At 43.6% G+C, this 22,278-nt stretch carries 17 protein-coding genes, 12 tRNA genes, 3 rRNA genes and 2 pseudogenes; 28 read left to right on the forward strand and 6 right to left on the reverse strand.

Annotated elements, in window-relative coordinates; genetic code table 11:
• The first annotated feature begins 57 nt into the window (after positions 1 to 57).
• Positions 58 to 2,241, forward strand: coding sequence for a Tex family protein (locus QUF78_RS02300; RefSeq protein ID WP_289323424.1), 2,184 nt, complete (start codon positions 58 to 60; stop codon positions 2,239 to 2,241).
• Positions 2,242 to 2,320: 79 nt separating this feature from the next.
• Here the strand turns inward: QUF78_RS02300 and cmpA are convergent, their stop codons facing one another.
• On the reverse strand, positions 2,321 to 2,440 hold the full coding sequence (gene cmpA / locus QUF78_RS02305) for a cortex morphogenetic protein CmpA (RefSeq protein WP_089364909.1): 120 nt from the start codon (positions 2,438 to 2,440) through the stop codon (positions 2,321 to 2,323).
• A gap of 83 nt (positions 2,441 to 2,523) precedes the next feature.
• On the opposite strand from cmpA, the gene QUF78_RS02310 reads away from it, so the two are divergent.
• The 20 genes from QUF78_RS02310 (at position 2,524) to tsaD (ending at position 12,213) form a co-directional block, all read left to right on the forward strand.
• Entirely contained in the window at positions 2,524 to 3,003 is a 480-nt protein-coding gene (locus QUF78_RS02310; protein WP_289323425.1) for a SprT family protein, read from the forward strand.
• 132 nt (positions 3,004 to 3,135) lie between these two features.
• Positions 3,136 to 3,210, forward strand: a tRNA-Asn gene (locus QUF78_RS02315).
• A gap of 6 nt (positions 3,211 to 3,216) precedes the next feature.
• A tRNA-Ser gene (locus QUF78_RS02320) sits at positions 3,217 to 3,307 on the forward strand.
• A gap of 17 nt (positions 3,308 to 3,324) precedes the next feature.
• Positions 3,325 to 3,396 (forward strand) — tRNA-Glu (locus tag QUF78_RS02325).
• A gap of 15 nt (positions 3,397 to 3,411) precedes the next feature.
• A tRNA-Asp gene (locus QUF78_RS02330) sits at positions 3,412 to 3,487 on the forward strand.
• A 78-nt stretch (positions 3,488 to 3,565) separates the two neighbouring features.
• A tRNA-Gln gene (locus QUF78_RS02335) sits at positions 3,566 to 3,640 on the forward strand.
• Positions 3,641 to 3,650: 10 nt separating this feature from the next.
• Positions 3,651 to 3,726, forward strand: a tRNA-Lys gene (locus QUF78_RS02340).
• A 9-nt stretch (positions 3,727 to 3,735) separates the two neighbouring features.
• Positions 3,736 to 3,817: transfer RNA gene (locus QUF78_RS02345), tRNA-Leu, on the forward strand.
• 59 nt (positions 3,818 to 3,876) lie between these two features.
• A tRNA-Leu gene (locus tag QUF78_RS02350) sits at positions 3,877 to 3,962 on the forward strand.
• Between the two features lie 18 nt (positions 3,963 to 3,980).
• A tRNA-Arg gene (locus tag QUF78_RS02355) sits at positions 3,981 to 4,057 on the forward strand.
• Positions 4,058 to 4,064: 7 nt separating this feature from the next.
• A tRNA-Pro gene (locus QUF78_RS02360) sits at positions 4,065 to 4,141 on the forward strand.
• Between the two features lie 30 nt (positions 4,142 to 4,171).
• Positions 4,172 to 4,245 (forward strand) — tRNA-Gly (locus tag QUF78_RS02365).
• 105 nt (positions 4,246 to 4,350) lie between these two features.
• A 16S ribosomal RNA gene (locus QUF78_RS02370) occupies positions 4,351 to 5,901 on the forward strand.
• A gap of 175 nt (positions 5,902 to 6,076) precedes the next feature.
• A 23S ribosomal RNA gene (locus QUF78_RS02375) occupies positions 6,077 to 9,009 on the forward strand.
• A 118-nt stretch (positions 9,010 to 9,127) separates the two neighbouring features.
• Positions 9,128 to 9,243 (forward strand): 5S ribosomal RNA (rrf, locus tag QUF78_RS02380).
• Together the 16S, 23S and 5S rRNA genes with 12 tRNA genes alongside form the textbook arrangement of a ribosomal RNA operon.
• 66 nt (positions 9,244 to 9,309) lie before the next feature.
• Positions 9,310 to 9,383: transfer RNA gene (locus tag QUF78_RS02385), tRNA-Met, on the forward strand.
• Between the two features lie 200 nt (positions 9,384 to 9,583).
• Positions 9,584 to 10,036 (forward strand): tRNA (adenosine(37)-N6)-threonylcarbamoyltransferase complex ATPase subunit type 1 TsaE, encoded by a 453-nt coding sequence (tsaE, locus tag QUF78_RS02390; protein WP_289323426.1) that lies wholly within the window; start codon positions 9,584 to 9,586, stop codon positions 10,034 to 10,036.
• Positions 10,036 to 10,728, forward strand: coding sequence for a tRNA (adenosine(37)-N6)-threonylcarbamoyltransferase complex dimerization subunit type 1 TsaB (gene tsaB, locus QUF78_RS02395; protein ID WP_289318766.1), 693 nt, complete (start codon positions 10,036 to 10,038; stop codon positions 10,726 to 10,728). The genes tsaE and tsaB overlap by 1 nt, the downstream gene beginning before the upstream one ends.
• Before the next feature lie 22 nt (positions 10,729 to 10,750).
• The gene (gene rimI / locus QUF78_RS02400) at positions 10,751 to 11,203 is read left to right on the forward strand and encodes a ribosomal protein S18-alanine N-acetyltransferase (protein ID WP_289318767.1); all 453 of its coding nucleotides are present in this window, start codon (positions 10,751 to 10,753) and stop codon (positions 11,201 to 11,203) included.
• A complete protein-coding gene (gene tsaD, locus QUF78_RS02405; protein WP_289323427.1) occupies positions 11,200 to 12,213 on the forward strand; it encodes a tRNA (adenosine(37)-N6)-threonylcarbamoyltransferase complex transferase subunit TsaD in 1,014 nt (337 codons plus the stop codon). Before rimI ends, tsaD begins: the two co-directional genes overlap by 4 nt.
• Before the next feature lie 278 nt (positions 12,214 to 12,491).
• Here the strand turns inward: tsaD and QUF78_RS02410 are convergent, their stop codons facing one another.
• Positions 12,492 to 14,411: an ABC transporter ATP-binding protein gene (locus QUF78_RS02410; protein ID WP_289323428.1), complete on the reverse strand. Its 1,920-nt coding sequence runs from the start codon at positions 14,409 to 14,411 to the stop codon at positions 12,492 to 12,494.
• Between the two features lie 131 nt (positions 14,412 to 14,542).
• On the opposite strand from QUF78_RS02410, the gene moaC reads away from it, so the two are divergent.
• Positions 14,543 to 15,049 (forward strand): cyclic pyranopterin monophosphate synthase MoaC, encoded by a 507-nt coding sequence (gene moaC / locus QUF78_RS02415; protein ID WP_289323429.1) that lies wholly within the window; start codon positions 14,543 to 14,545, stop codon positions 15,047 to 15,049.
• Positions 15,050 to 15,079: 30 nt separating this feature from the next.
• Positions 15,080 to 15,742, forward strand: coding sequence for a redox-sensing transcriptional repressor Rex (locus QUF78_RS02420; protein WP_289318771.1), 663 nt, complete (start codon positions 15,080 to 15,082; stop codon positions 15,740 to 15,742).
• 28 nt (positions 15,743 to 15,770) lie between these two features.
• On the opposite strand, the gene QUF78_RS02425 is transcribed toward QUF78_RS02420, so the two are convergent.
• Complete coding sequence (locus QUF78_RS02425) at positions 15,771 to 15,983, reverse strand: YdiK family protein (RefSeq protein WP_289318772.1); 213 nt, start codon at positions 15,981 to 15,983, stop codon at positions 15,771 to 15,773.
• Positions 15,980 to 16,705, reverse strand: a complete 726-nt coding sequence (locus QUF78_RS02430; RefSeq protein WP_289323430.1) for a CPBP family intramembrane glutamic endopeptidase — start codon at positions 16,703 to 16,705, stop codon at positions 15,980 to 15,982. The genes QUF78_RS02425 and QUF78_RS02430 overlap by 4 nt, the downstream gene beginning before the upstream one ends.
• Before the next feature lie 336 nt (positions 16,706 to 17,041).
• Between QUF78_RS02430 and groES the strand changes: the two genes are divergently transcribed.
• Together groES and groL are read left to right on the forward strand one after the other, a co-directional pair.
• Positions 17,042 to 17,326 (forward strand): co-chaperone GroES, encoded by a 285-nt coding sequence (gene groES, locus QUF78_RS02435; RefSeq protein WP_053348954.1) that lies wholly within the window; start codon positions 17,042 to 17,044, stop codon positions 17,324 to 17,326.
• Positions 17,327 to 17,384: 58 nt separating this feature from the next.
• Positions 17,385 to 19,022, forward strand: a complete 1,638-nt coding sequence (groL, locus tag QUF78_RS02440) for a chaperonin GroEL (RefSeq protein ID WP_063235581.1) — start codon at positions 17,385 to 17,387, stop codon at positions 19,020 to 19,022.
• 247 nt (positions 19,023 to 19,269) lie between these two features.
• Here groL and QUF78_RS02445 read toward each other — a convergent pair whose 3' ends face one another.
• Entirely contained in the window at positions 19,270 to 19,647 is a 378-nt protein-coding gene (locus QUF78_RS02445; RefSeq protein WP_289323431.1) for a tyrosine-type recombinase/integrase, read from the reverse strand.
• Positions 19,610 to 20,269: an Arm DNA-binding domain-containing protein gene (locus QUF78_RS02450; protein WP_289323432.1), complete on the reverse strand. Its 660-nt coding sequence runs from the start codon at positions 20,267 to 20,269 to the stop codon at positions 19,610 to 19,612. Before QUF78_RS02450 ends, QUF78_RS02445 begins: the two co-directional genes overlap by 38 nt.
• A 319-nt stretch (positions 20,270 to 20,588) precedes the next feature.
• On the opposite strand from QUF78_RS02450, the gene QUF78_RS02455 reads away from it, so the two are divergent.
• The 3 genes and pseudogenes from QUF78_RS02455 to QUF78_RS02465 all read left to right on the forward strand — a co-directional run.
• Entirely contained in the window at positions 20,589 to 20,783 is a 195-nt protein-coding gene (locus QUF78_RS02455; protein ID WP_289323433.1) for a hypothetical protein, read from the forward strand.
• Between the two features lie 229 nt (positions 20,784 to 21,012).
• Positions 21,013 to 21,114 (forward strand): annotated as a pseudogene (locus tag QUF78_RS02460) (IS3 family transposase); the annotation flags it as partial.
• 101 nt (positions 21,115 to 21,215) lie between these two features.
• Positions 21,216 to 21,772, forward strand: a pseudogene (locus tag QUF78_RS02465) (transposase); the annotation flags it as partial.
• Between the last annotated feature and the right edge of the window lie 506 nt (positions 21,773 to 22,278).

Below are 22,278 nucleotides of genomic sequence, written 5' to 3' on the forward strand. Positions count from 1 at the left end.
TTCATCTCTCATTTGCTAGACTATATATATAAGATCAAAAGGTTGGGGGTAAACATAATGATCGTTGTAGAAGATACATTAAAAGAATTGATTAAACAAATATCCAATGAGCTAACTTTGAAAAATCATCAAGTTCAAAACGTCATACAGATGCTGCAAGAGGGGAATACTGTTCCCTTTATTGCCCGATATAGAAAAGAAATGACAGGTTCACTTGATGAAGTGCAGATTCGATCCATCATGGAAAGGTGGAACTACCTGGAAAACTTAGGCCAGAGGAAAGCGGAAGTTACGCGTTCGATTGGTGAACAGGGGAAATTGACGGAAGAATTAAAAAGGCAAATCGAGAAGGCGACAAAACTGCAGGAAGTCGAAGATTTATACAGGCCATTCAAGCAAAAAAGGAGAACGAAAGCGACGGTCGCTAAAGAAAAGGGTCTTGAACCACTGGCTACTTGGCTTCTTGAATGTCAAATCCATGCTCGAGTTAGCGAAAAAGCCACTGAATTCGTATCCGCAGAAAAAGAAGTTCCTTCTATTGAAGAGGCTATTGCAGGAGCGCAGGATATCATAGCAGAACATATTTCCGATGATGCAGAATTAAGGAAGTGGATAAGGGCTGAAAGTTTCAAAGCTGGAAAAATAATTTCGACTGTGAAAAATGAGGAGAAGGACGAGAAAAGAATCTTCGAGATGTACTATGAATATGAGGAGCCGGTTCAAAGGATCGTACCCCATCGGGTTTTGGCACTTAATAGAGGTGAAAAGGAAGAGGTTTTACGAATATCCATTCAGCCTCGTACGGAAATCATCATTGGTCATCTGGAACGGAAAATCATTAAAAATAACAAATCTGAAGCCCAAGATGTTCTTAAATCGGCAATTGAAGATGGACTTAAGCGTTTGATCATGCCCTCGGTGGAACGGGAAATCAGAAAAGAGCTGACGGAAAAAGCTGAGGATCAAGCAATCCATATTTTCTCTGAAAACCTCCGGAACCTGCTCTTGCAGCCTCCGCTTAAAGGGAAAGTGGTCCTCGCTCTCGATCCGGCATATCGGACGGGCTGTAAGTTGGCTGTCATTGATGAAACGGGAAAGGTACTGGATATCAGTGTAATCTATCCGCATCCTCCTGTTGCGAAGTTTAATGCTGCCCGGGAAAAAACAATCGAAATACTTCAGCGGTTCTCAGTTGAGATTGTAGCAATCGGCAACGGGACGGCATCGCGTGAATCAGAGCAATTCATCGCAGATATTCTAAAAGAAGTGAACGGGAATATTTCATATATTATTGTTAATGAAGCGGGAGCTAGTGTGTATTCAGCCTCGGATATTGCCCGTGAAGAGTTTCCGGATCTTCAAGTAGAGCAGAGAAGCGCCGTATCAATTGGCAGAAGGCTCCAAGATCCCCTTGCCGAACTTGTTAAAATCGATCCTCAATCCGTGGGGGTAGGACAGTATCAACATGATGTGTCCCAGAAAAAATTAACGGAATCCCTCACCTTTGTAGTAGAAACAGCTGTTAACCAGGTGGGCGTGAACGTCAATACCGCTTCATCGTCACTATTACAATATGTAGCTGGTTTATCAAAATCGGTTGCTCAAAATATTGTGAAGAAAAGGGAAGTGGAAGGGAAGTTTTCAAGCAGGAAGGAATTAAAGAAGATTCCCCGCCTTGGTGCCAAAACATATGAACAATGCATAGGGTTCCTGCGTATCATTAATGGAGATGAGCCTTTGGATCAAACTGCGATACATCCTGAGAACTACAGTGCCGTGAATAAATTGTTGAAGAAAATGGGATTCACATCTGTGGATTTAGGCAGTGATGCACTTAATGAAGAATTAAGGAAACTAAATCCGGCCGAGTTAGTCAATGAATTGGAAATTGGGGAAATTACGATTCAAGATATCATTGATGATTTGATGAAACCGGGAAGAGATCCTCGGGATGAATTATCAAAACCACTGCTTAAGCAGGATGTACTGAAAATGGAGGATCTACAAACTGGGATGGAATTACAAGGCACAGTGAGGAATGTTGTGGATTTCGGTGCGTTTGTGGACATTGGTGTCAAACAGGATGGACTGGTACATATTTCCAAACTAAGCAACCGGTTTGTAAAACACCCTTTGGATATAGTTGCCGTTGGGGATGTTGTGACGGTTTGGGTAGAACTGGTCGACTCTCAAAAGCAAAGGGTTTCCTTAACTATGCTCGAGCCAAAGAATCAAATCTAGCCTATGGAAAGCTCCTTCTATATTAGAAGGGGTTTTTTTAACGAAGCGAATGTATGTTATATTTCGAACACAGTTGAATCTATAACCGGAGACTTTCTTTTTTTTGATAAAAAAACCAACATTGATTCAACATCTTCACTTGATAATAATCCTTTTCATAAAAGGCTTTACGTATTTGATTCTGGAACCAATTAGGCATAGCTTTTCCTCCCTTAGTTTCCTATTGTATTATTAGTCTATGTTATAATGGGTTGTCATGTTACCAAGGAAAGGGAGGGGGAAATGGATAATCTGCAATTGCAAAAACTAGTCGAAGAAATTTCGTTGAAAGACTTTAAAAAGACCTTTAACCACGTAGCCACTTTTAATCCGCGTCTCCGAACTACAGGAGGTCGATACTTGCTGCGTTCACACAATATAGAAATCAATAAGAAGTATCTTGATGAACGCGGTGTGGAAGAAATGATTGGCATCATAAAACATGAATTGTGCCATTATCATCTGCACATCGAGAAGAAAGGGTATCAGCATCGTGATGCGGACTTTAAGCAATTACTCAAAAAAGTCGGGGCACCGAGATTTTGTGAGCCACTCCCATCAAACCAAGTAAAGAGAAAGATGAATACTATTCAATATAAATGTGAAGACTGTCAGCAGGTGTATGTAAGAAAAAAACGAATCGACACTACCCGTTTCGTTTGTGGTAAATGTCGTGGAACGTTGATTTACCAAGGGTTCAAGGAAGAAAAAACAAAAATATAAAAAAACACAAAAGAACCCTTGACTTTAGGCTGCAACCTCTTTATAATCATAAGAGTCGACAAGATAACAACTTGTTCTTCACGACAAACACTAAGGTCCTTGAGCGTGAAAAAGGAACCCAATTTTCATTATTCCGCAGTAGCTCAGTGGTAGAGCATTCGGCTGTTAACCGAACGGTCGTAGGTTCGAGTCCTACCTGCGGAGCCATTTTTTGGGGAAGTACTCAAGAGGCTGAAGAGGCGCCCCTGCTAAGGGTGTAGGTCGCGTAAGCGGCGCGAGGGTTCAAATCCCTCCTTCTCCGCCAGTTACACATTTTATCAAGGCCCATTGGTCAAGCGGTTAAGACACCGCCCTTTCACGGCGGTAACACGGGTTCGAATCCCGTATGGGTCACTTTCTAATAATACTGGTCCCGTGGTGTAGCGGTTAACATGCCTGCCTGTCACGCAGGAGATCGCGGGTTCGATTCCCGTCGGGACCGCCATTTTTTTTAAAAAATACTTGCTAAGATAATATTATGGTGATATAATATTAACCTGGCTGTTAATTAGTATTTGATTAATGGGCTATAGCCAAGCGGTAAGGCAACGGATTTTGATTCCGTCATGCGAAGGTTCGATCCCTTCTAGCCCAGCCATTTTCATTTGGAGCCATTAGCTCAGTTGGTAGAGCATCTGACTTTTAATCAGAGGGTCGAAGGTTCGAATCCTTCATGGCTCACCATTTATTTTCGCGGGTGTGGCGGAATTGGCAGACGCACCAGACTTAGGATCTGGCGCCGCAAGGCGTGGGGGTTCAAGTCCCTTCACCCGCACTGATATTTTTCTTCTTGACATCAAGTTGAAAAGGTGTTAAGCTTACAAAGTCGCTTTCGCGGTCGTGGCGGAATGGCAGACGCGCTAGGTTGAGGGCCTAGTGGGGGAAACCCCGTGGAGGTTCGACTCCTCTCGGCCGCACCAATAACATCATAGAATTTAGCGCCCGTAGCTCAATTGGATAGAGCATCTGACTACGAATCAGAAGGTTGTAGGTTCGACTCCCGCCGGGCGCACCATATTTTACGGGAAGTAGCTCAGCTTGGTAGAGCACTTGGTTTGGGACCAAGGGGTCGCAGGTTCGAATCCTGTCTTCCCGACCATTCTTTCTGAAAATATCCTAAAAATTAAATGCGGGTGTAGTTTAGTGGTAAAACCTCAGCCTTCCAAGCTGATGATGAGAGTTCGATTCTCTTCACCCGCTCCATTATTATTATTATTGCTCTTTGAAAACTGAACAAAACAAAGCGCCAACGTTAAATTTTGAGTGAGCACACACTATCAAAAAAGCAAAATGAGCAAGTCAAACATTTCTTCGGAGAGTTTGATCCTGGCTCAGGACGAACGCTGGCGGCGTGCCTAATACATGCAAGTCGAGCGAATCGATGGGAGCTTGCTCCCTGAGATTAGCGGCGGACGGGTGAGTAACACGTGGGCAACCTGCCTATAAGACTGGGATAACTTCGGGAAACCGGAGCTAATACCGGATACGTTCTTTTCTCGCATGAGAGAAGATGGAAAGACGGTTTACGCTGTCACTTATAGATGGGCCCGCGGCGCATTAGCTAGTTGGTGAGGTAATGGCTCACCAAGGCGACGATGCGTAGCCGACCTGAGAGGGTGATCGGCCACACTGGGACTGAGACACGGCCCAGACTCCTACGGGAGGCAGCAGTAGGGAATCTTCCGCAATGGACGAAAGTCTGACGGAGCAACGCCGCGTGAACGAAGAAGGCCTTCGGGTCGTAAAGTTCTGTTGTTAGGGAAGAACAAGTACCAGAGTAACTGCTGGTACCTTGACGGTACCTAACCAGAAAGCCACGGCTAACTACGTGCCAGCAGCCGCGGTAATACGTAGGTGGCAAGCGTTGTCCGGAATTATTGGGCGTAAAGCGCGCGCAGGTGGTTCTTTAAGTCTGATGTGAAAGCCCACGGCTCAACCGTGGAGGGTCATTGGAAACTGGGGAACTTGAGTGCAGAAGAGGAAAGTGGAATTCCAAGTGTAGCGGTGAAATGCGTAGAGATTTGGAGGAACACCAGTGGCGAAGGCGACTTTCTGGTCTGTAACTGACACTGAGGCGCGAAAGCGTGGGGAGCAAACAGGATTAGATACCCTGGTAGTCCACGCCGTAAACGATGAGTGCTAAGTGTTAGAGGGTTTCCGCCCTTTAGTGCTGCAGCTAACGCATTAAGCACTCCGCCTGGGGAGTACGGCCGCAAGGCTGAAACTCAAAGGAATTGACGGGGGCCCGCACAAGCGGTGGAGCATGTGGTTTAATTCGAAGCAACGCGAAGAACCTTACCAGGTCTTGACATCCTCTGACAACCCTAGAGATAGGGCTTTCCCCTTCGGGGGACAGAGTGACAGGTGGTGCATGGTTGTCGTCAGCTCGTGTCGTGAGATGTTGGGTTAAGTCCCGCAACGAGCGCAACCCTTGATCTTAGTTGCCAGCATTCAGTTGGGCACTCTAAGGTGACTGCCGGTGACAAACCGGAGGAAGGTGGGGATGACGTCAAATCATCATGCCCCTTATGACCTGGGCTACACACGTGCTACAATGGATGGTACAAAGGGCTGCAAACCTGCGAAGGTAAGCGAATCCCATAAAGCCATTCTCAGTTCGGATTGTAGGCTGCAACTCGCCTACATGAAGCCGGAATCGCTAGTAATCGCGGATCAGCATGCCGCGGTGAATACGTTCCCGGGCCTTGTACACACCGCCCGTCACACCACGAGAGTTTGTAACACCCGAAGTCGGTGAGGTAACCTTTATGGAGCCAGCCGCCTAAGGTGGGACAGATGATTGGGGTGAAGTCGTAACAAGGTAGCCGTATCGGAAGGTGCGGCTGGATCACCTCCTTTCTAAGGATAATTACGAGAGCGCTTTTGTTTTGTTCAGTTTTGAATGAGTAATTCATTCAGATAGGGAAGAAAAACATCACGATGTGATGGATTCTTTCTGCTTTGTTCCTTGAAAACTAGATAATAGATAGAAGGCAATTAATTTTTTTCAAAGCATCTGTAAGATCTTTTTAACGGTTAAGTTAGAAAGGGCGCACGGTGGATGCCTTGGCACTAGGAGCCGATGAAGGACGGGACTAACACCGATATGCTTCGGGGAGCTGTAAGTAAGCTTTGATCCGGAGATTTCCGAATGGGGAAACCCACTGTTCGTAATGGAACAGTATCTTTACCTGAATACATAGGGTACTGAAGGCAGACCCGGGGAACTGAAACATCTAAGTACCCGGAGGAAGAGAAAGCAAATGCGATTTCCTGAGTAGCGGCGAGCGAAACGGAATTAGCCCAAACCAAGAGGCTTGCCTCTTGGGGTTGTAGGACACTCAACATGGAGTTACAAAGGAACGGGGTAAATGAAGTGACCTGGAAAGGTCCGTCAAAGAAGGTAAAAACCCTGTAGTTGAAACTTCGTTCCCTCCTGAGTGGATCCTGAGTACGGCGGGACACGAGAAATCCCGTCGGAAGCAGGGAGGACCATCTCCCAAGGCTAAATACTCCCTAGTGACCGATAGTGAACCAGTACCGTGAGGGAAAGGTGAAAAGCACCCCGGAAGGGGAGTGAAATAGATCCTGAAACCGTGTGCCTACAAGTAGTCAAAGCCCGTTAATGGGTAATGGCGTGCCTTTTGTAGAATGAACCGGCGAGTTACGATTTCATGCGAGGTTAAGTTGATAAGACGGAGCCGCAGCGAAAGCGAGTCTGAATAGGGCGAATGAGTATGAGGTCGTAGACCCGAAACCAGGTGATCTACCCATGTCCAGGGTGAAGTTCAGGTAACACTGAATGGAGGCCCGAACCCACGCACGTTGAAAAGTGCGGGGATGAGGTGTGGGTAGCGGAGAAATTCCAATCGAACCTGGAGATAGCTGGTTCTCTCCGAAATAGCTTTAGGGCTAGCCTCAAGATGAGAGTATTGGAGGTAGAGCACTGATTGGACTAGGGGCCCCCAACGGGTTACCGAATTCAGTCAAACTCCGAATGCCAAATACTTATTCTTGGGAGTCAGACTGCGAGTGATAAGATCCGTAGTCGAAAGGGAAACAGCCCAGACCACCAGCTAAGGTCCCAAAGTATACGTTAAGTGGAAAAGGATGTGGAGTTGCTTAGACAACCAGGATGTTGGCTCAGAAGCAGCCACCATTTAAAGAGTGCGTAATAGCTCACTGGTCGAGTGACTCCGCGCCGAAAATGTACCGGGGCTAAACGTATCACCGAAGCTGTGGATTGACACCATTAGGTGTCGATGGTAGGAGAGCGTTCTAAGGGCGTTGAAGTCAGACCGGAAGGACTGGTGGAGCGCTTAGAAGTGAGAATGCCGGTATGAGTAGCGAAAGAAGGGTGAGAATCCCTTCCACCGAATGCCTAAGGTTTCCTGAGGAAGGCTCGTCCGCTCAGGGTTAGTCGGGACCTAAGCCGAGGCCGAAAGGCGTAGGCGATGGACAACAGGTTGATATTCCTGTACCACCTATACATCGTTTGAACGATGGGGGGACGCAGAAGGATAGGGTAAGCGCGCTGTTGGATATGCGCGTCCAAGCAGTTAGGCCGGAAACGAGGCAAATCCCGTTTCCATTAAGGCGGAGCTGTGATGGCGAGGGAAATATAGTACCGAAGTTCCTGATTCCACGCTGCCAAGAAAAGCCTCTAGTGAGATGTAAGGTGCCCGTACCGCAAACCGACACAGGTAGGCGAGGAGAGAATCCTAAGGTGTGCGAGAGAACTCTCGTTAAGGAACTCGGCAAAATGACCCCGTAACTTCGGGAGAAGGGGTGCTTTTTAGGGTGAATAGCCCGGAAAAGCCGCAGTGAATAGGCCCAGGCGACTGTTTAGCAAAAACACAGGTCTCTGCGAAGCCGCAAGGCGAAGTATAGGGGCTGACACCTGCCCGGTGCTGGAAGGTTAAGGGGAGAGGTTAGCGCAAGCGAAGCTTTGAACCGAAGCCCCAGTAAACGGCGGCCGTAACTATAACGGTCCTAAGGTAGCGAAATTCCTTGTCGGGTAAGTTCCGACCCGCACGAAAGGTGTAACGATCTGGGCACTGTCTCAACGAGAGACTCGGTGAAATTATAGTACCTGTGAAGATGCAGGTTACCCGCGACAGGACGGAAAGACCCCGTGGAGCTTTACTGCAGCCTGATATTGAATTTTGGTACAGCTTGTACAGGATAGGTAGGAGCCTGAGAAGCCGGAGCGCTAGCTTCGGTGGAGGCGTTGGTGGGATACTACCCTGGCTGTATTGAAATTCTAACCCGCGCCCCTTATCGGGGTGGGAGACAGTGTCAGGTGGGCAGTTTGACTGGGGCGGTCGCCTCCTAAAGAGTAACGGAGGCGCCCAAAGGTTCCCTCAGAATGGTTGGAAATCATTCGTAGAGTGTAAAGGCACAAGGGAGCTTGACTGCGAGACCTACAAGTCGAGCAGGGACGAAAGTCGGGCTTAGTGATCCGGTGGTTCCGCATGGAAGGGCCATCGCTCAACGGATAAAAGCTACCCCGGGGATAACAGGCTTATCTCCCCCAAGAGTCCACATCGACGGGGAGGTTTGGCACCTCGATGTCGGCTCATCGCATCCTGGGGCTGTAGTCGGTCCCAAGGGTTGGGCTGTTCGCCCATTAAAGCGGTACGCGAGCTGGGTTCAGAACGTCGTGAGACAGTTCGGTCCCTATCCGTCGCGGGCGCAGGAAATTTGAGAGGAGCTGTCCTTAGTACGAGAGGACCGGGATGGACGCACCGCTGGTGTACCAGTTGTCTTGCCAAAGGCATAGCTGGGTAGCTACGTGCGGACGGGATAAGTGCTGAAAGCATCTAAGCATGAAGCCCCCCTCAAGATGAGATTTCCCATGGCGCAAGCTAGTAAGATCCCTGAAAGATGATCAGGTTGATAGGTCAGAGGTGGAAGCGTGGCGACATGTGGAGCTGACTGATACTAATAGATCGAGGACTTAACCAACGCTTTTTAAAAAATGAAATACCTTCTTATTATCTAGTTTTGAAGGAATGAAAATTTCTTCTTGCATTTTGATCTCATACATGATATGATAATGAATGTACTGAAAAAAGATTAAATGTTTGGTGGCGATAGCGAAGAGGTCACACCCGTTCCCATTCCGAACACGGCAGTTAAGCTCTTCAGCGCCAATGGTAGTTGGGGGTTTCCCCCTGTGAGAGTAGGACGCCGCCAAGCTATAATCTTCGTATCCTTTTTGAGAAAATGGGAATACTAAATTTATAAAAGTAGCATTTATACCGTCGCGGGGTGGAGCAGTCCGGTAGCTCGTCGGGCTCATAACCCGAAGGTCGCAGGTTCAAATCCTGTCCCCGCAATCATGAAAAAAACGAAACTTAGGTTTCGTTTTTTTGTTTTATCCGAAATTCGAATAATTATGTCCCTAACTTATTTGTTTCTTCTTTTGAAACAAGGTAAACTACATATAGAATGGTTATTGTTCCATAATACTGCGTTTATGGTTCTCTTGATATGAACTATAGGACGTTTTCCTAATAATGATAAAGGTGATTGATATATGCAACATTTTGAATGGATTTCTCAGGGTGAAGAAGAAACAGCGCAATTTGCGCATGAATTGGCACAAAAACTTTCGAGTGGTGATGTACTTGCTTTAGAAGGTGACCTGGGTGCAGGAAAAACGGCATTCACAAAAGGGCTAGCTAAAGGATTAGGTGTAACTAGAGTAGTAAATAGCCCTACTTTTACAATAATAAAGGAATACATGGGGCGACTGCCTTTATATCATATGGATGTATATCGGGTAAGTGAATCAGAAGATGATTTAGGCTTTGATGAATATTTTGAAGGTGATGGTGTGACTGTCGTTGAATGGGCCCATTTAATAAAGGATCATCTCCCGGATGAAATCTTGACCATATATATTTATCGTCTTAGTGATACAAGCAGGCGTATTGTCTTAGAGGCCAAAGGCGAACGATATGTAACGTTATGTAAGGAGATTATTTGATGAAGGTTTTAGCTATAGATACATCGAATTTTACATTAGGGATTGCACTGGTAAACGGGAGTCAAGTAATTGGTGAGTATACGACGAACCTAAAGAAAAATCATTCGGTTCGGGTAATGCCAGCAATTGAAACGCTGCTAAGTGATTGTGATACTAATCCTAAGGAATTGACTAAGATAGTGGTCGCTCAAGGTCCAGGCTCCTATACAGGTGTCAGGATTGGTGTGACGATTGCGAAAACCTTGGCATGGACGCTTCAGATTCCGTTATCAGGTGTATCCAGTTTGGAAGTATTAGCAGCCAATGGACGTTATTTTAACGGGTTGATATCTCCCTTGTTCGATGCAAGAAGAGGGCAGATTTATACTGGATTATATGAAATGGAAAACGATTTGTTAAAAACAGTCATGGAAGATTGTAATATTCTATCCTCTGAGTGGGCGATTCGATTGAAGGAATTAAATCGTCCCGTTTTATTTGTTGGTCAAGATGTGGATATCCATCGGGATGCTATTACGGATGCATTGGGCAATTTAGCAGTATTTGCTCCGGTACAGTCCTTTAACTCAAGACCAAGCGAACTTGCTTTCATTGGTCTTGAGAAGGACGAAGTGGATGTTCACCAGTTTGTACCGAATTATATTCGCATGGCTGAAGCAGAAGCTAAGTGGCTTGAACAGCAGGGGAAATAAAAAAGGAAAGCGACCGATTATTATGAGTAAAACATTGACGTTCCGAAAGATGAAAACGGAAGATATCGACCAAGTGCTTAACGTGGAAAAGCAGTCCTTTACATTGCCTTGGAGCCGGGAAGCCTTTTTTAATGAATTGAATCATAATCAATATGCTGTGTACATGGTGATAGAGGATGAGGGGAAAATTGCCGGTTATTGCGGTGCGTGGATCGTCATTGATGAATCGCACATTACCAATATTGCTATTTTACCTGAATACCGAGGGCAAAAGCTTGGAGAAGCCTTGCTCAGGAAGATGATTGAAATCTCCATTGCGATGGGTGTGGTGAGGATGACGCTTGAGGTCCGTGTCAGTAATGCAGTCGCCATTTCACTTTACGAAAAACTAGGTTTCCAAATGGGTGGAATCCGGAAAAATTATTATACAGATAATCAAGAAGATGCTTATGTTATGTGGGTGAATTTTTCATGAAAACAGATCAACTTATATTAGGAATTGAAACCAGCTGCGACGAAACTGCGGCAGCTGTCATAAAAAATGGAACAGAAATACTGAGCAATGTCGTGGCTTCACAAATAGAAAGCCATAAACGTTTTGGCGGTGTCGTCCCCGAAATAGCTTCCCGTCACCATGTAGAGCAAATTACGATTGTTCTTGAAGAGGCACTGCTCCAGGCAGGTGTGACATATGAAGATTTGGATGCCATTGCCGTTACAGAAGGCCCCGGACTTGTAGGGGCACTATTAATAGGCGTGAATGCAGCTAAGGCTGTAGCTTTCGCACATGGAATCCCGATTGTTGGTACGCATCATATTGCAGGCCATATCTATGCAAATAGACTTATTCAGGAAATCCAATATCCTGCCCTTTCTTTAGTCGTTTCGGGAGGTCATACGGAATTGGTGCTTTTAGAAGAACCGGGTTCTTTCAAGGTGATAGGGGAGACGCGGGATGATGCAGCAGGAGAGGCGTATGATAAAGTGGCTCGAACTTTGGGGCTCCCTTATCCTGGTGGACCGCATATAGATAGGCTTGCGCAAGAAGGCTCACCAACTTTGAAACTGCCCCGGGCATGGTTGGATGGCAGCTATGACTTTTCTTTCAGCGGGTTGAAATCAGCAGTAATCAACACTTTGCATAATGCAGAACAGCGCGGGGAAGAAATTGAACCTAAAGATTTAGCGGCAAGTTTCCAAGCAAGCGTGATAGAAGTGCTTGTTATGAAAGCTGTAAAGGCTGCAAAGGAATATAATGTGAAGCAGGTACTGCTTGCTGGAGGAGTTGCGGCAAATAAAGGCCTGAGGGAAGCGTTAACGGAAGCTTTTAAGGATTTACCTATGGATATATCGATTCCGCCCCTCTACCTTTGTACGGACAATGCGGCCATGATCGGTGCTGCTGGCAGTGTCATGTTTGAAAAAGGAAAGCGCTCTGGATTGGATTTGAACGGAAATCCTGGATTGGATATAGAAGTATTTTGATTGACGAGAAGGCAGGATTCCGAACTTCGGCATCCTGCCTTTTTATCGTGTTTAATAAAAAAATAGAATATTCTGTGGATAAAGTTTTTTTGATAATCATACTGGGTGTGTATAAATGGGTGGTTTTGTGGATAAGTGGATATGTTTCTGTGGATAATGTGTATAACTCAAATTAATGCCTAGTGAACGGTAAGTGATTTGTTAACAAGTTTGTGGATAACTTTCTGAACCATTTTACATGAAAAAGAAAAGACCGAGTCATTTGACTCGGTCAATTGTCATTCTTCCAGCTCAGCCCATTCTTCGAGAAGCCGGTCCAATTTTTCCTGTGCTTTATCAAGCTTTGTTTGGACTTCCATTACTTTCTCATGATCTTGGAAAACATTTGGGTCACAAAGAAGTTCATTATACTCGTTTATTTCGGTTTCAAGAAGCTCCATGGCAGCCTCGATATCCTCAATGCGCCGTTTTCGCTGACGTTCGGCTTTTTTTGCTTCTTTATCGATTTTATAATTTGTTTTTTCTACGAATACATCTAAGGTTTTCGCTTGATTCTCCTGTTCAAGTGCTTTGATTTCCGCTTGCTCCTGTTTCTTCTCCACATAGTAATCATAATCACCGAGGAATTCTTCGTTGCCGTCTTTGGAGAGCTCGATCACTTTCGTTGCTATCCGATTAATGAAATAACGGTCATGTGAAACGAAAAGAATAGTTCCCGGATAATCGATCAATGCGTTTTCAAGCACCAATTTACTATCGAGGTCTAAATGGTTCGTTGGTTCATCAAGAATTAAAAAGTTCCCTTTTTCCATCATCATTTTGGCTAGAGCAAGCCGTGCCTTTTCGCCGCCGCTTAGTGTGGAAACGGTTTTTAAAACATCGTCCCCGCTAAAAAGGAAATTACCGAGTACGGTGCGTATGTCCTTTTCCGGTTTAAGGGGATAGTCATCCCATAATTCATTGAGTACGCGTTTATTGGAAACAAGGTTAGCCTGTTCCTGATCGTAGTAACTGACTTCGACGTTCGTTCCGAAACGGAAATCCCCGGAAAGTGCAGGCAGTCTAGAGATGATCGTTTTCAATAACGTTGATTTCCCAACGCCATTTGGGCCAACAAGAGCTATGCTCTCTCCTTTTGTCATCCGGGAATTTATATTTTTTGATACCATTTCCCCTTCGTAGCCGATAGCCAGGTCCTGAAGGTGAAGCACTTCATTTCCGCTTTGCTTTTCAATCTGGAATGAAAAATTTGCGGATTTTTCATCACCTTGCGGCTTGTCCAATACATCCATCTTTTCGAGCTGTTTGCGTCTGCTTTGTGCTCTTTTCGTGGTGGAAGCCCTTGTGATATTGCGTTGGACAAAGTCGCGAAGCTTTTCGATTTCCCCTTGTTGTTTCTCGAAAAGCTTCATGTCCCGCTCATAATCTTCCGCTTTGCCCTCTAGGTAAGAACTATAATTACCATAGTATTTTTTCATGTTGTTCCGGGAAATTTCATATACCTGGTTTACGACTTTATCTAGAAAATAGCGGTCATGGGAAACAATAAGAACAGCTCCTTGGTAGCCTTGTAAATATTGCTCAAGCCAAGAGAGCGTTTCGATATCCAAATGGTTCGTTGGCTCATCCAGAATCAATATATCCGGTTTCCTTAAAAGCAGTTTCCCTAAAGCAAGTCTAGTTTTTTGCCCACCGCTTAAAGTGGAAATTGGGGTAGAATAGTCAAAGTCAGCAAACTGAAGTCCATGCAATACGGAACGGATATCCGCTTCATATTGATAACCGCCCTTTTCCTTGAATGCTACCATCAAAGTGTCATATTCATTCAACACTTTTTGGTAAATTACTTCGTTTTCAAAGATGTCAGGTCTGGCCATATCGGCCTCAAGGCGACGCAGTTCTTTTTCTTGCTCTATAAGGTCCTTGAATACTGTCAGCATCTCATCCCAAATGGTAAGTTCCGATTCCAGTCCCGTATCCTGGGCCATATATCCGATGGTGACGCCTTTTGGTTTGATTATTTCACCGCCATCATGGGAAATCTGCCCGGCTATGATTTTTAGCAGAGTGGATTTCCCGGCGCCGTTACGGCCAACAAGTGCAATTCGATCTTTATTTTGAACTTCGAGCTTCATATTTGATAAAATAAGTTCAGCTCCATAATATTTCGATAGTTGATTGATTTGTAATAAAATCATAGATTTCACCTCAATTGATTATTGTTAGTGTAACGTATTTTAGTTATTATCGGCAACAGCTTGGTTCCAAGCTAAAACAAGCTGTTACATAAAGTGGAATAATAGTGTATGATTTAGGAGGGGTTACTTAAATGGGAGACTTAACGCATTTTAATGAGCAAGGCAGGGCCAAAATGGTTGATGTGAGTGCTAAGCCTGAAACAACCCGGACGGCTATAGCTCAATCGAGCATTTTATTGAACGATGAAATATATGAATTGGTCACGAACCAGAAATTGAAAAAGGGTGATGTACTGGCTGTTGCACAAGTTGCAGGAATAATGGCCAGCAAGAATACATCCAATATAATTCCGATGTGCCACCCCATTGCTCTGCAAGGGGTCAATATAGCCTTTGATTGGGAAAAGGAAGATCAAGGATATAGGCTTAGGATTGAAACGGAAGCTAAGACAAAAGGGAGTACAGGTGTGGAAATGGAAGCGTTAACAGCTGCATCCGTGACTGCCTTGACTGTTTATGACATGTGTAAGGCCATTGATAAGGGAATGGTAATCGGGCCTACATTCTTAGTGGAGAAAACAGGCGGATTTTCTAGCAACGATTATAAAAGACAAGTAAAACAAACAGATAGAGATTAAGTTGAAAAGCATGTGTGAAGGCGGGGAAGAATGATGAACCATGACCCAAAGATACCGCAGGCAACAGCCAAAAGGTTGCCATTGTATTATCGATTTTTAAAAAACTTACATTCCTCAGGCAAACAAAGAGTTTCCTCGGCAGAGCTAAGCGAAGCCGTAAAAGTGGATTCTGCTACCATTCGCCGTGATTTTTCCTACTTTGGCGCGCTTGGGAAAAAAGGCTACGGCTACAATGTCAATTATTTATTATCCTTCTTTAGAAAAACACTAGATCAGGATGAATTGACAAAAGTCGCTTTAATCGGGGTAGGAAATTTAGGGACCGCTTTTTTAAATTACAATTTCATGAAAAATAATAATACGAAGATTGAAATGGCATTCGAAGTCTCTGAAGATAAGGTCGGCAAGCAAATAGCTGATGTGCCAATCTACCATATGGATCAAATCGATACACTATTGCAGGAAAATAATATTACTGCGGCTATTTTGACAGTGCCTGCCCAGGTAGCCCAGACGATAACCGATCGTCTAGTCAAAGCCGATATAAAAGGAATATTGAATTTCACACCTGCACGGCTGACAGTACCTCCATCCATAAGGGTTCACCACATTGACCTGGCTGTGGAGCTTCAGTCGCTCATCTATTTTCTGAAACATTATCCTGTAATGGAAGAAGCTGCATTGGAGGAATGAAAAAAACGCTGCATCATAGCAGCGTTTTTTATTTTTTCTTATTTTTTTGGGCGGCTTTAATCTTAAAGTGAAGCATGATCATGCGTAATCCCGATCCAAAGTCCAGGGTCGCGATCAGTACAAGTATGTAGGCAAAGATTCCCCATCCTGTAGAACTGACGGTTTGAATCGCGATAGCGGTAAAAAGAGCTCCTAAGCCTGCATAGATGATGCCCATGAATAATGGTGATTGACGTTTCATAATAAACCTCCGATGAATGCCTGTGCAGTATCTATCATCTTCTCAATATCTTTCCGATATACCACTTGAAGGATGATAACAAGCGTATTCATCGCAACATGAGCGCTAATGGACACGATGATGCGGCCCGTTTTCGCATAAAGGAAAGCAAAGGTGAAGCCCATTGCCGAATATAAAAGAAGATGTTCCAATTCACCATGCGCCAAGCCGAAAATAACTGAACTGAGTAAAGCTGAAATAAAGAAGTTAAAGCGTTTATGAAGTGATCCGAAAATGATTTTCCGGAAAATGATTTCTTCCAATATAGGTCCAATTACTGAAGTGACGAAAATGACCATGGGGACTTGGTAAATGAGTGAAATGAGCTGCTGCGTATTTTCAGATTCAGGCTCCACCCCAAGCATCTGTTCAATGCTCCCGGCAATGCTTTGCGCAAAAAGAGCCATGAACACTCCTGCTATTGCCCATAATATGGACATGGGAATAGAGTCTTGATTCCTTGTGTCCACCTTTTCCCTCATATCTTTTCTTATTAAAAAAAGAATCAAGGATAGAGCAACGAGAAAGCTGAATACGATCCAGTATGCTGCAGACTTCACTTGGAGTTCATCAGCAGGCATTCCAGTTGAAGACCCGATCAGCATGAAAATGGGTACCCCAACGATACTGGATAATTGCATGGCAATGTAAGTGATGATGACGAACCAATATTCTTTTTTCAAAAATGAAAACTCCTTTTATTTTGTCACCCATTTCGCTTAGAACGTTCCAAATATGGGGACAATCAATAAACGCATACTCCAAAATGGTATCAAATATTGAAGCATAACACCACTTAAAGGTACCCCTAATCAAACATTTCAGTCACTTTGTTAAAAGAATCATTATGCTAAAGTAGTATACCCGTAATTTATCAGAAATTAATAAAAAATTTTCGATAAGATACTTGCAAAAAAGGCTCGGTTTATTTAATATTATAAATGTGTTAGCACTCGATGATGAAGAGTGCTAATAATCATGAAACAAATTATCAAGAGAATATGAGGAGGTTGTTTCACTTGTTAAAACCATTAGGTGATCGCGTTATTATTGAACTAGTTCAATCTGAAGAAAAAACTGCAAGCGGTATTGTTCTTCCTGATACTGCAAAAGAAAAGCCACAAGAAGGTAAGGTAGTAGCTGTTGGTACTGGCCGTGTCCTTGAAAATGGCGAACGTGTTGCTTTAGAGGTTGCCCAAGGCGATCTAATTATCTTCTCAAAATATGCAGGTACTGAAGTTAAATACGAAGATACTGAATACTTAATTTTACGTGAAAGCGACATTCTAGCTGTAATCGGCTAATTATACATCATACTTAACTGAACGAAAATTTTCTTAAATTTTAGGGAGGTACTTATAAATGGCTAAAGAAATTAAATTTAGTGAAGAAGCACGCCGCTCCATGCTTCGTGGTGTGGACGCACTTGCAGATGCAGTTAAAGTAACGCTTGGACCAAAAGGTCGTAACGTGGTTCTTGAGAAAAAATTCGGTTCACCGCTTATCACTAATGACGGTGTGACGATCGCTAAAGAAATCGAACTCGAAGATGCATTCGAAAACATGGGTGCGAAATTGGTTGCTGAAGTAGCAAGCAAAACAAACGACGTAGCTGGTGACGGTACAACGACTGCAACGGTTCTTGCACAAGCCATGATCCGTGAAGGTCTTAAAAACGTAACAGCTGGTGCTAACCCAATGGGTATCCGTAAAGGAATCGAGAAAGCGGTCAATACTGCAATTGCAGAATTGAAAGCCATTTCCCAACCTGTTGAAAACAAAGAATCAATTGCACAAGTTGCAGCCATCTCTTCAGCTGATGAAGAAGTGGGCCAACTGATTGCTGAAGCAATGGAGCGCGTTGGTAACGACGGCGTCATCACAATCGAAGAGTCAAAAGGTTTCACTACTGAATTGGACGTTGTAGAAGGTATGCAGTTCGATCGTGGATATGCATCTCCATACATGGTTACTGATTCAGATAAAATGGAAGCTGTCCTAGAGAATCCATACATCTTGATCACAGATAAAAAAATCACGAATATCCAAGAAATCCTTCCTGTACTTGAGCAAGTTGTTCAACAAGGGAAACCGCTATTATTGATTGCTGAAGATGTAGAAGGCGAAGCGCTTGCAACTCTTGTTGTGAATAAACTTCGTGGAACATTCAATGCAGTTGCGGTTAAAGCTCCAGGATTCGGTGACCGTCGTAAAGCAATGCTTGAAGACATCGCAGCTCTTACAGGCGGCGAAGTAATCACTGAAGAAATCGGTCTTGACCTTAAATCTGCAACAATCGATTCATTAGGCCGTGCGTCTAAAGTGGTTGTTACAAAAGAAAATACAACGATCGTTGAAGGTGCTGGAAATACAGCTCAAATTCAAGCTCGTGTAAACCAAATCCGTGTTCAATTAGAAGAAACAACTTCTGAATTCGACCGTGAAAAATTACAAGAACGCCTTGCTAAATTAGCTGGTGGTGTAGCGGTAATCAAAGTCGGTGCAGCTACTGAAACAGAATTAAAAGAACGTAAACTTCGTATTGAAGATGCATTGAACTCCACTCGTGCCGCTGTTGAAGAAGGTATCGTAGCCGGTGGTGGTACAGCACTTCTTAACGTATACAATAAAATCGCTGAAATTCAAGCGGAAGGCGACGTAGCAACAGGCGTGAAAATCGTTCTTCGTGCCATCGAAGAGCCTGTACGTCAAATCGCACACAACGCTGGACTTGAAGGCTCTGTAATCGTAGAGCGCCTTAAAGGCGAAGCAGTAGGTACTGGCTTCAACGCAGCTACTGGCGAATGGGTCAACATGATTGCATCCGGTATCGTCGATCCTACTAAAGTAACTCGTTCAGCTCTACAAAACGCTGGTTCTGTAGCAGCTATGTTCTTAACGACAGAAGCTGTTGTTGCTGATAAACCAGAACCTGCTGGCGCTGGCGGCATGGGCATGCCTGATATGGGCGGCATGGGCGGAATGGGCGGCATGATGTAATCATCGCCTAGAACCCTTGTATATAGGGGTTTGTAAGGTGGAGATTAGTGAAATGCTAACTTTTTGCTAACTTTCAGTTTTTGAAACAACTTTATTTCACCAATTAGAGGAGACCTTTCGTAAGTTCACTGAACTTATGGGAGGTCTTTTCTTCAATATTTTTTGTCATATGAGCGTAAATGTTCATCGTCGTGTTTATATCTGAATGCCCTAATCTTTCTTGAATCTATTTTACGCCTGCCTCAGCTTAAATGAGAAGGGATGTATGAGTATGTCTTAAGCTGTGGGGGGTAATATGCTTGTCTACATCCAAATGCTTCATTAAACGCTGTAAACGCAATACCATTTGCTTCATAACTCTTGGATGCCCGATGTTTTCAGCAAAAATGAAATCTTGATCCTCATATACTAACCGTTGTTTCATTTTCAATTCCATCTGCTCACGCTTGTGTGCTTTGAATAAGGCGACAAGTCCATCGTCAACCATGATTGTGCGGATTGACTTTTTTGTTTTTGGGGTTAGGAGTTGATAACCTGTACGTTTGTTATTTGGATTATAGTATGTTTTGGTGATTCTTATAGTTTTCTTAGTAAGGTCCAGGTCTGTCCATTTTAATGCTAGCATTTCGCCTAAGCGCATACCGGTATATGCCAAAGTAGAAAAAACATAGATAGTCTAGATATAATCCATGTTCTTTTGTGATACGTAGAAAAGTTTTCAGTTCATTTAACTCAAGAAACTTTTCCTTAACCTCGTCTTCCTCGATATCCTCAACAGTCACATGCTTTTTTGGCATGACAAAACCATAGGTTGGATTTGTCTTTATCAAGTCTTGCCTGATAGCATGCTTGAAGATCATGTTTCCCGTCGTATGGATACTGTCAATATAGTTATGGCTAAATTCCTTATTAAGTTCGTTTATTCGTGATTGATACATGTGCTTTGTAATCTTCTTCAAAGGTGTATTTTGCCACGAAGAGATAAGGTGTTTCAGCGCTATCTTGCGCGCTCGAACGCTACTGATTTTTACTTGGTGTCCATAATAGCTTAACCATTCAGTAGCAGATTCTTCAAAGGTTATGTTGCTTTCCTGAAACACTCCACCGTTAGCTATAGCATCTTCTACCTTGACCTTGTTAGCAGCAAGTTGAGCCTCTTTTTTTGTTTTAAAGCCGGATTTAGTAATTTGTCTCCGTTTGCCGGTCACTGGATCTTTTGCGACGTTAACCATGTAACCAATAGTCAAAGGTTTTCGAAAGGTACGGTTCTCGACATGTGCCACTGACTTCGTTGAGGCCTGGATAAGGGGGAATGGGGGCGTTCTTCCTATTCATTCAAAAATTCTGAGATCGACGGTTTGATATCTCTTTTCTAATCGGATCTGACTTTTCTTTTTGTTGTTGGGCTTCCCTCTTTCATAAGCCCTTTCCCCTTCCAAAAGTGAAATACGTACACTTTACTTATGTACCTGAAATCGTAAGTATTCCGGCAGGGTGAAGTTATATAAATATTCATAATTGTGGCCATGCTGTAATCATCAAACCATATATAAAGGAGCTGTAATCATGGCTAAACAAGTGGTAAACATGAGAAAGAAAGAGGGCTTGGAGCTGCTGAAGAAAATAAAAGATCATTTCAGAGAAAAAAGGATATCCAGGAGCAGTGACAAAGACAAAGAAAAAAAGAGCCCGATGATCCCTCCCCCTATCAAGGGAAGCAACAAAAAGGACCTGAACAATGAACTGCACCCCAATTGTTAGACACCATCTAACAATTGGAGGTGCAGTTTTTTTGACTAAATATACGATGGACGAAAAATCACATGCAGTTTTAGAGTACTTGGAAGGGAAAAAATCCTATTAATCTATTGCACAAGAAAAAAATGTAGGTTTATCCCCTCTGAAAAGATGGGTCGCTTGCTATCTTGAACATGGGATAGAAGGACTTGCTTCATCCTATACAAATTACACTCTCCCCTTTAAACTAGAGGTACTTAAATATATCCATTACTACAATCATCAACGAATCAAGGTGAAATTAAAAGGCATGAGCCCGGTAGATTACCGGGTTCATGCCCTCAAGGCTGCCTAATTAAATAAAGTGTCTACTTTTTGGGTTCACTTCAATTTCAGCTCTTTTTATCTATTTCTTCAAATAACGGGTGCTTTACTTAATTACCAGGAGCTGATCAATTAGCTAGGAAATCTGTCGGTGCAAAACAAGCAATTGAAGCGTATAAATTTCATTTGGAACAATTATTAGAGGAGTATGATCTCGCAGTCTTACAACTCGAAAGAGTGGACCAAGAGGTTAAGGATGTATTAAAACAAATACCTTTTGCCAAGCTGCTTGCCATTAAGGGAATTAGTGAAATTTCTTTAGCCGGAATATTAGGTGAAGCAGGAGTCTAAGTGGTTTTTCACACGGTAATTCTTTACTTCGGCACGCTGGGTTGCATCTGGCTGAAGCAAGCTCTGGAAAGTGGAAAGGCCAAATTGTCATCTCTAAGCGAGGGAGATTCAGGCTAAGGCGTTTCCTTTACTTAGCCACCATGAGCCTTGTGATGAATAACACGGAATTTCAGGCCATTCACTCCCATAATGTTAAGGTGAAAAAAATGAAGAAAATGAAATCGATTATGAAATTGGTAGGTAAGCTAACCAGGATATTTATTGGAATAGCACGCAGAAACGAGTCTTATTGTGCAGATAAAGTTCAACCTATAACTGAACTGGTTGCGTTGTTTTAAAGGGGAGTTTTTAAATTGGGTTCTCAAAGGGAACCTTCAAAAACTAATTTTCATAGACTTTTTCTTTTTACGAATGTTGGCTTATTCGTAGGGTTTCAAATATGTACGGAGTACCAGATTTCTTGAACAAAAGGGCACTGACCCATCAGGTTAGCATAACTGGCCTCCACCCCTTGGATAGGCATGACGAAGGAATGGTAGGGCAATTGACCCGTTGAGACATGGGAGGGAAAGCCTCCAGGGGCGACGTGGAGTGTACATTATATGGTAAAATGTGGAGTCTAGTGCAACTCCTTTATTTCACTATGTCTTCACGAAATCTTCATATCCTGAAATCACTCCATTTAACCGTGAACTTAAATTCAGGGGTGATGAAATCCTGCGATTAAGCGAGTATTTGTGAGAAAATCGTATTAAACTGAGGGAGTTTAAGAAGCTTTCTCAATATTCACGGTTTCCTTAAGTGGTTTCTTACAACTGCAATAATAGTGAAACACAATGAGAAA

The sequence above is a fragment of the Peribacillus sp. ACCC06369 genome, assembly GCF_030348945.1.
Taxonomy (GTDB): Bacteria; Bacillota; Bacilli; order Bacillales; family DSM-1321; genus Peribacillus.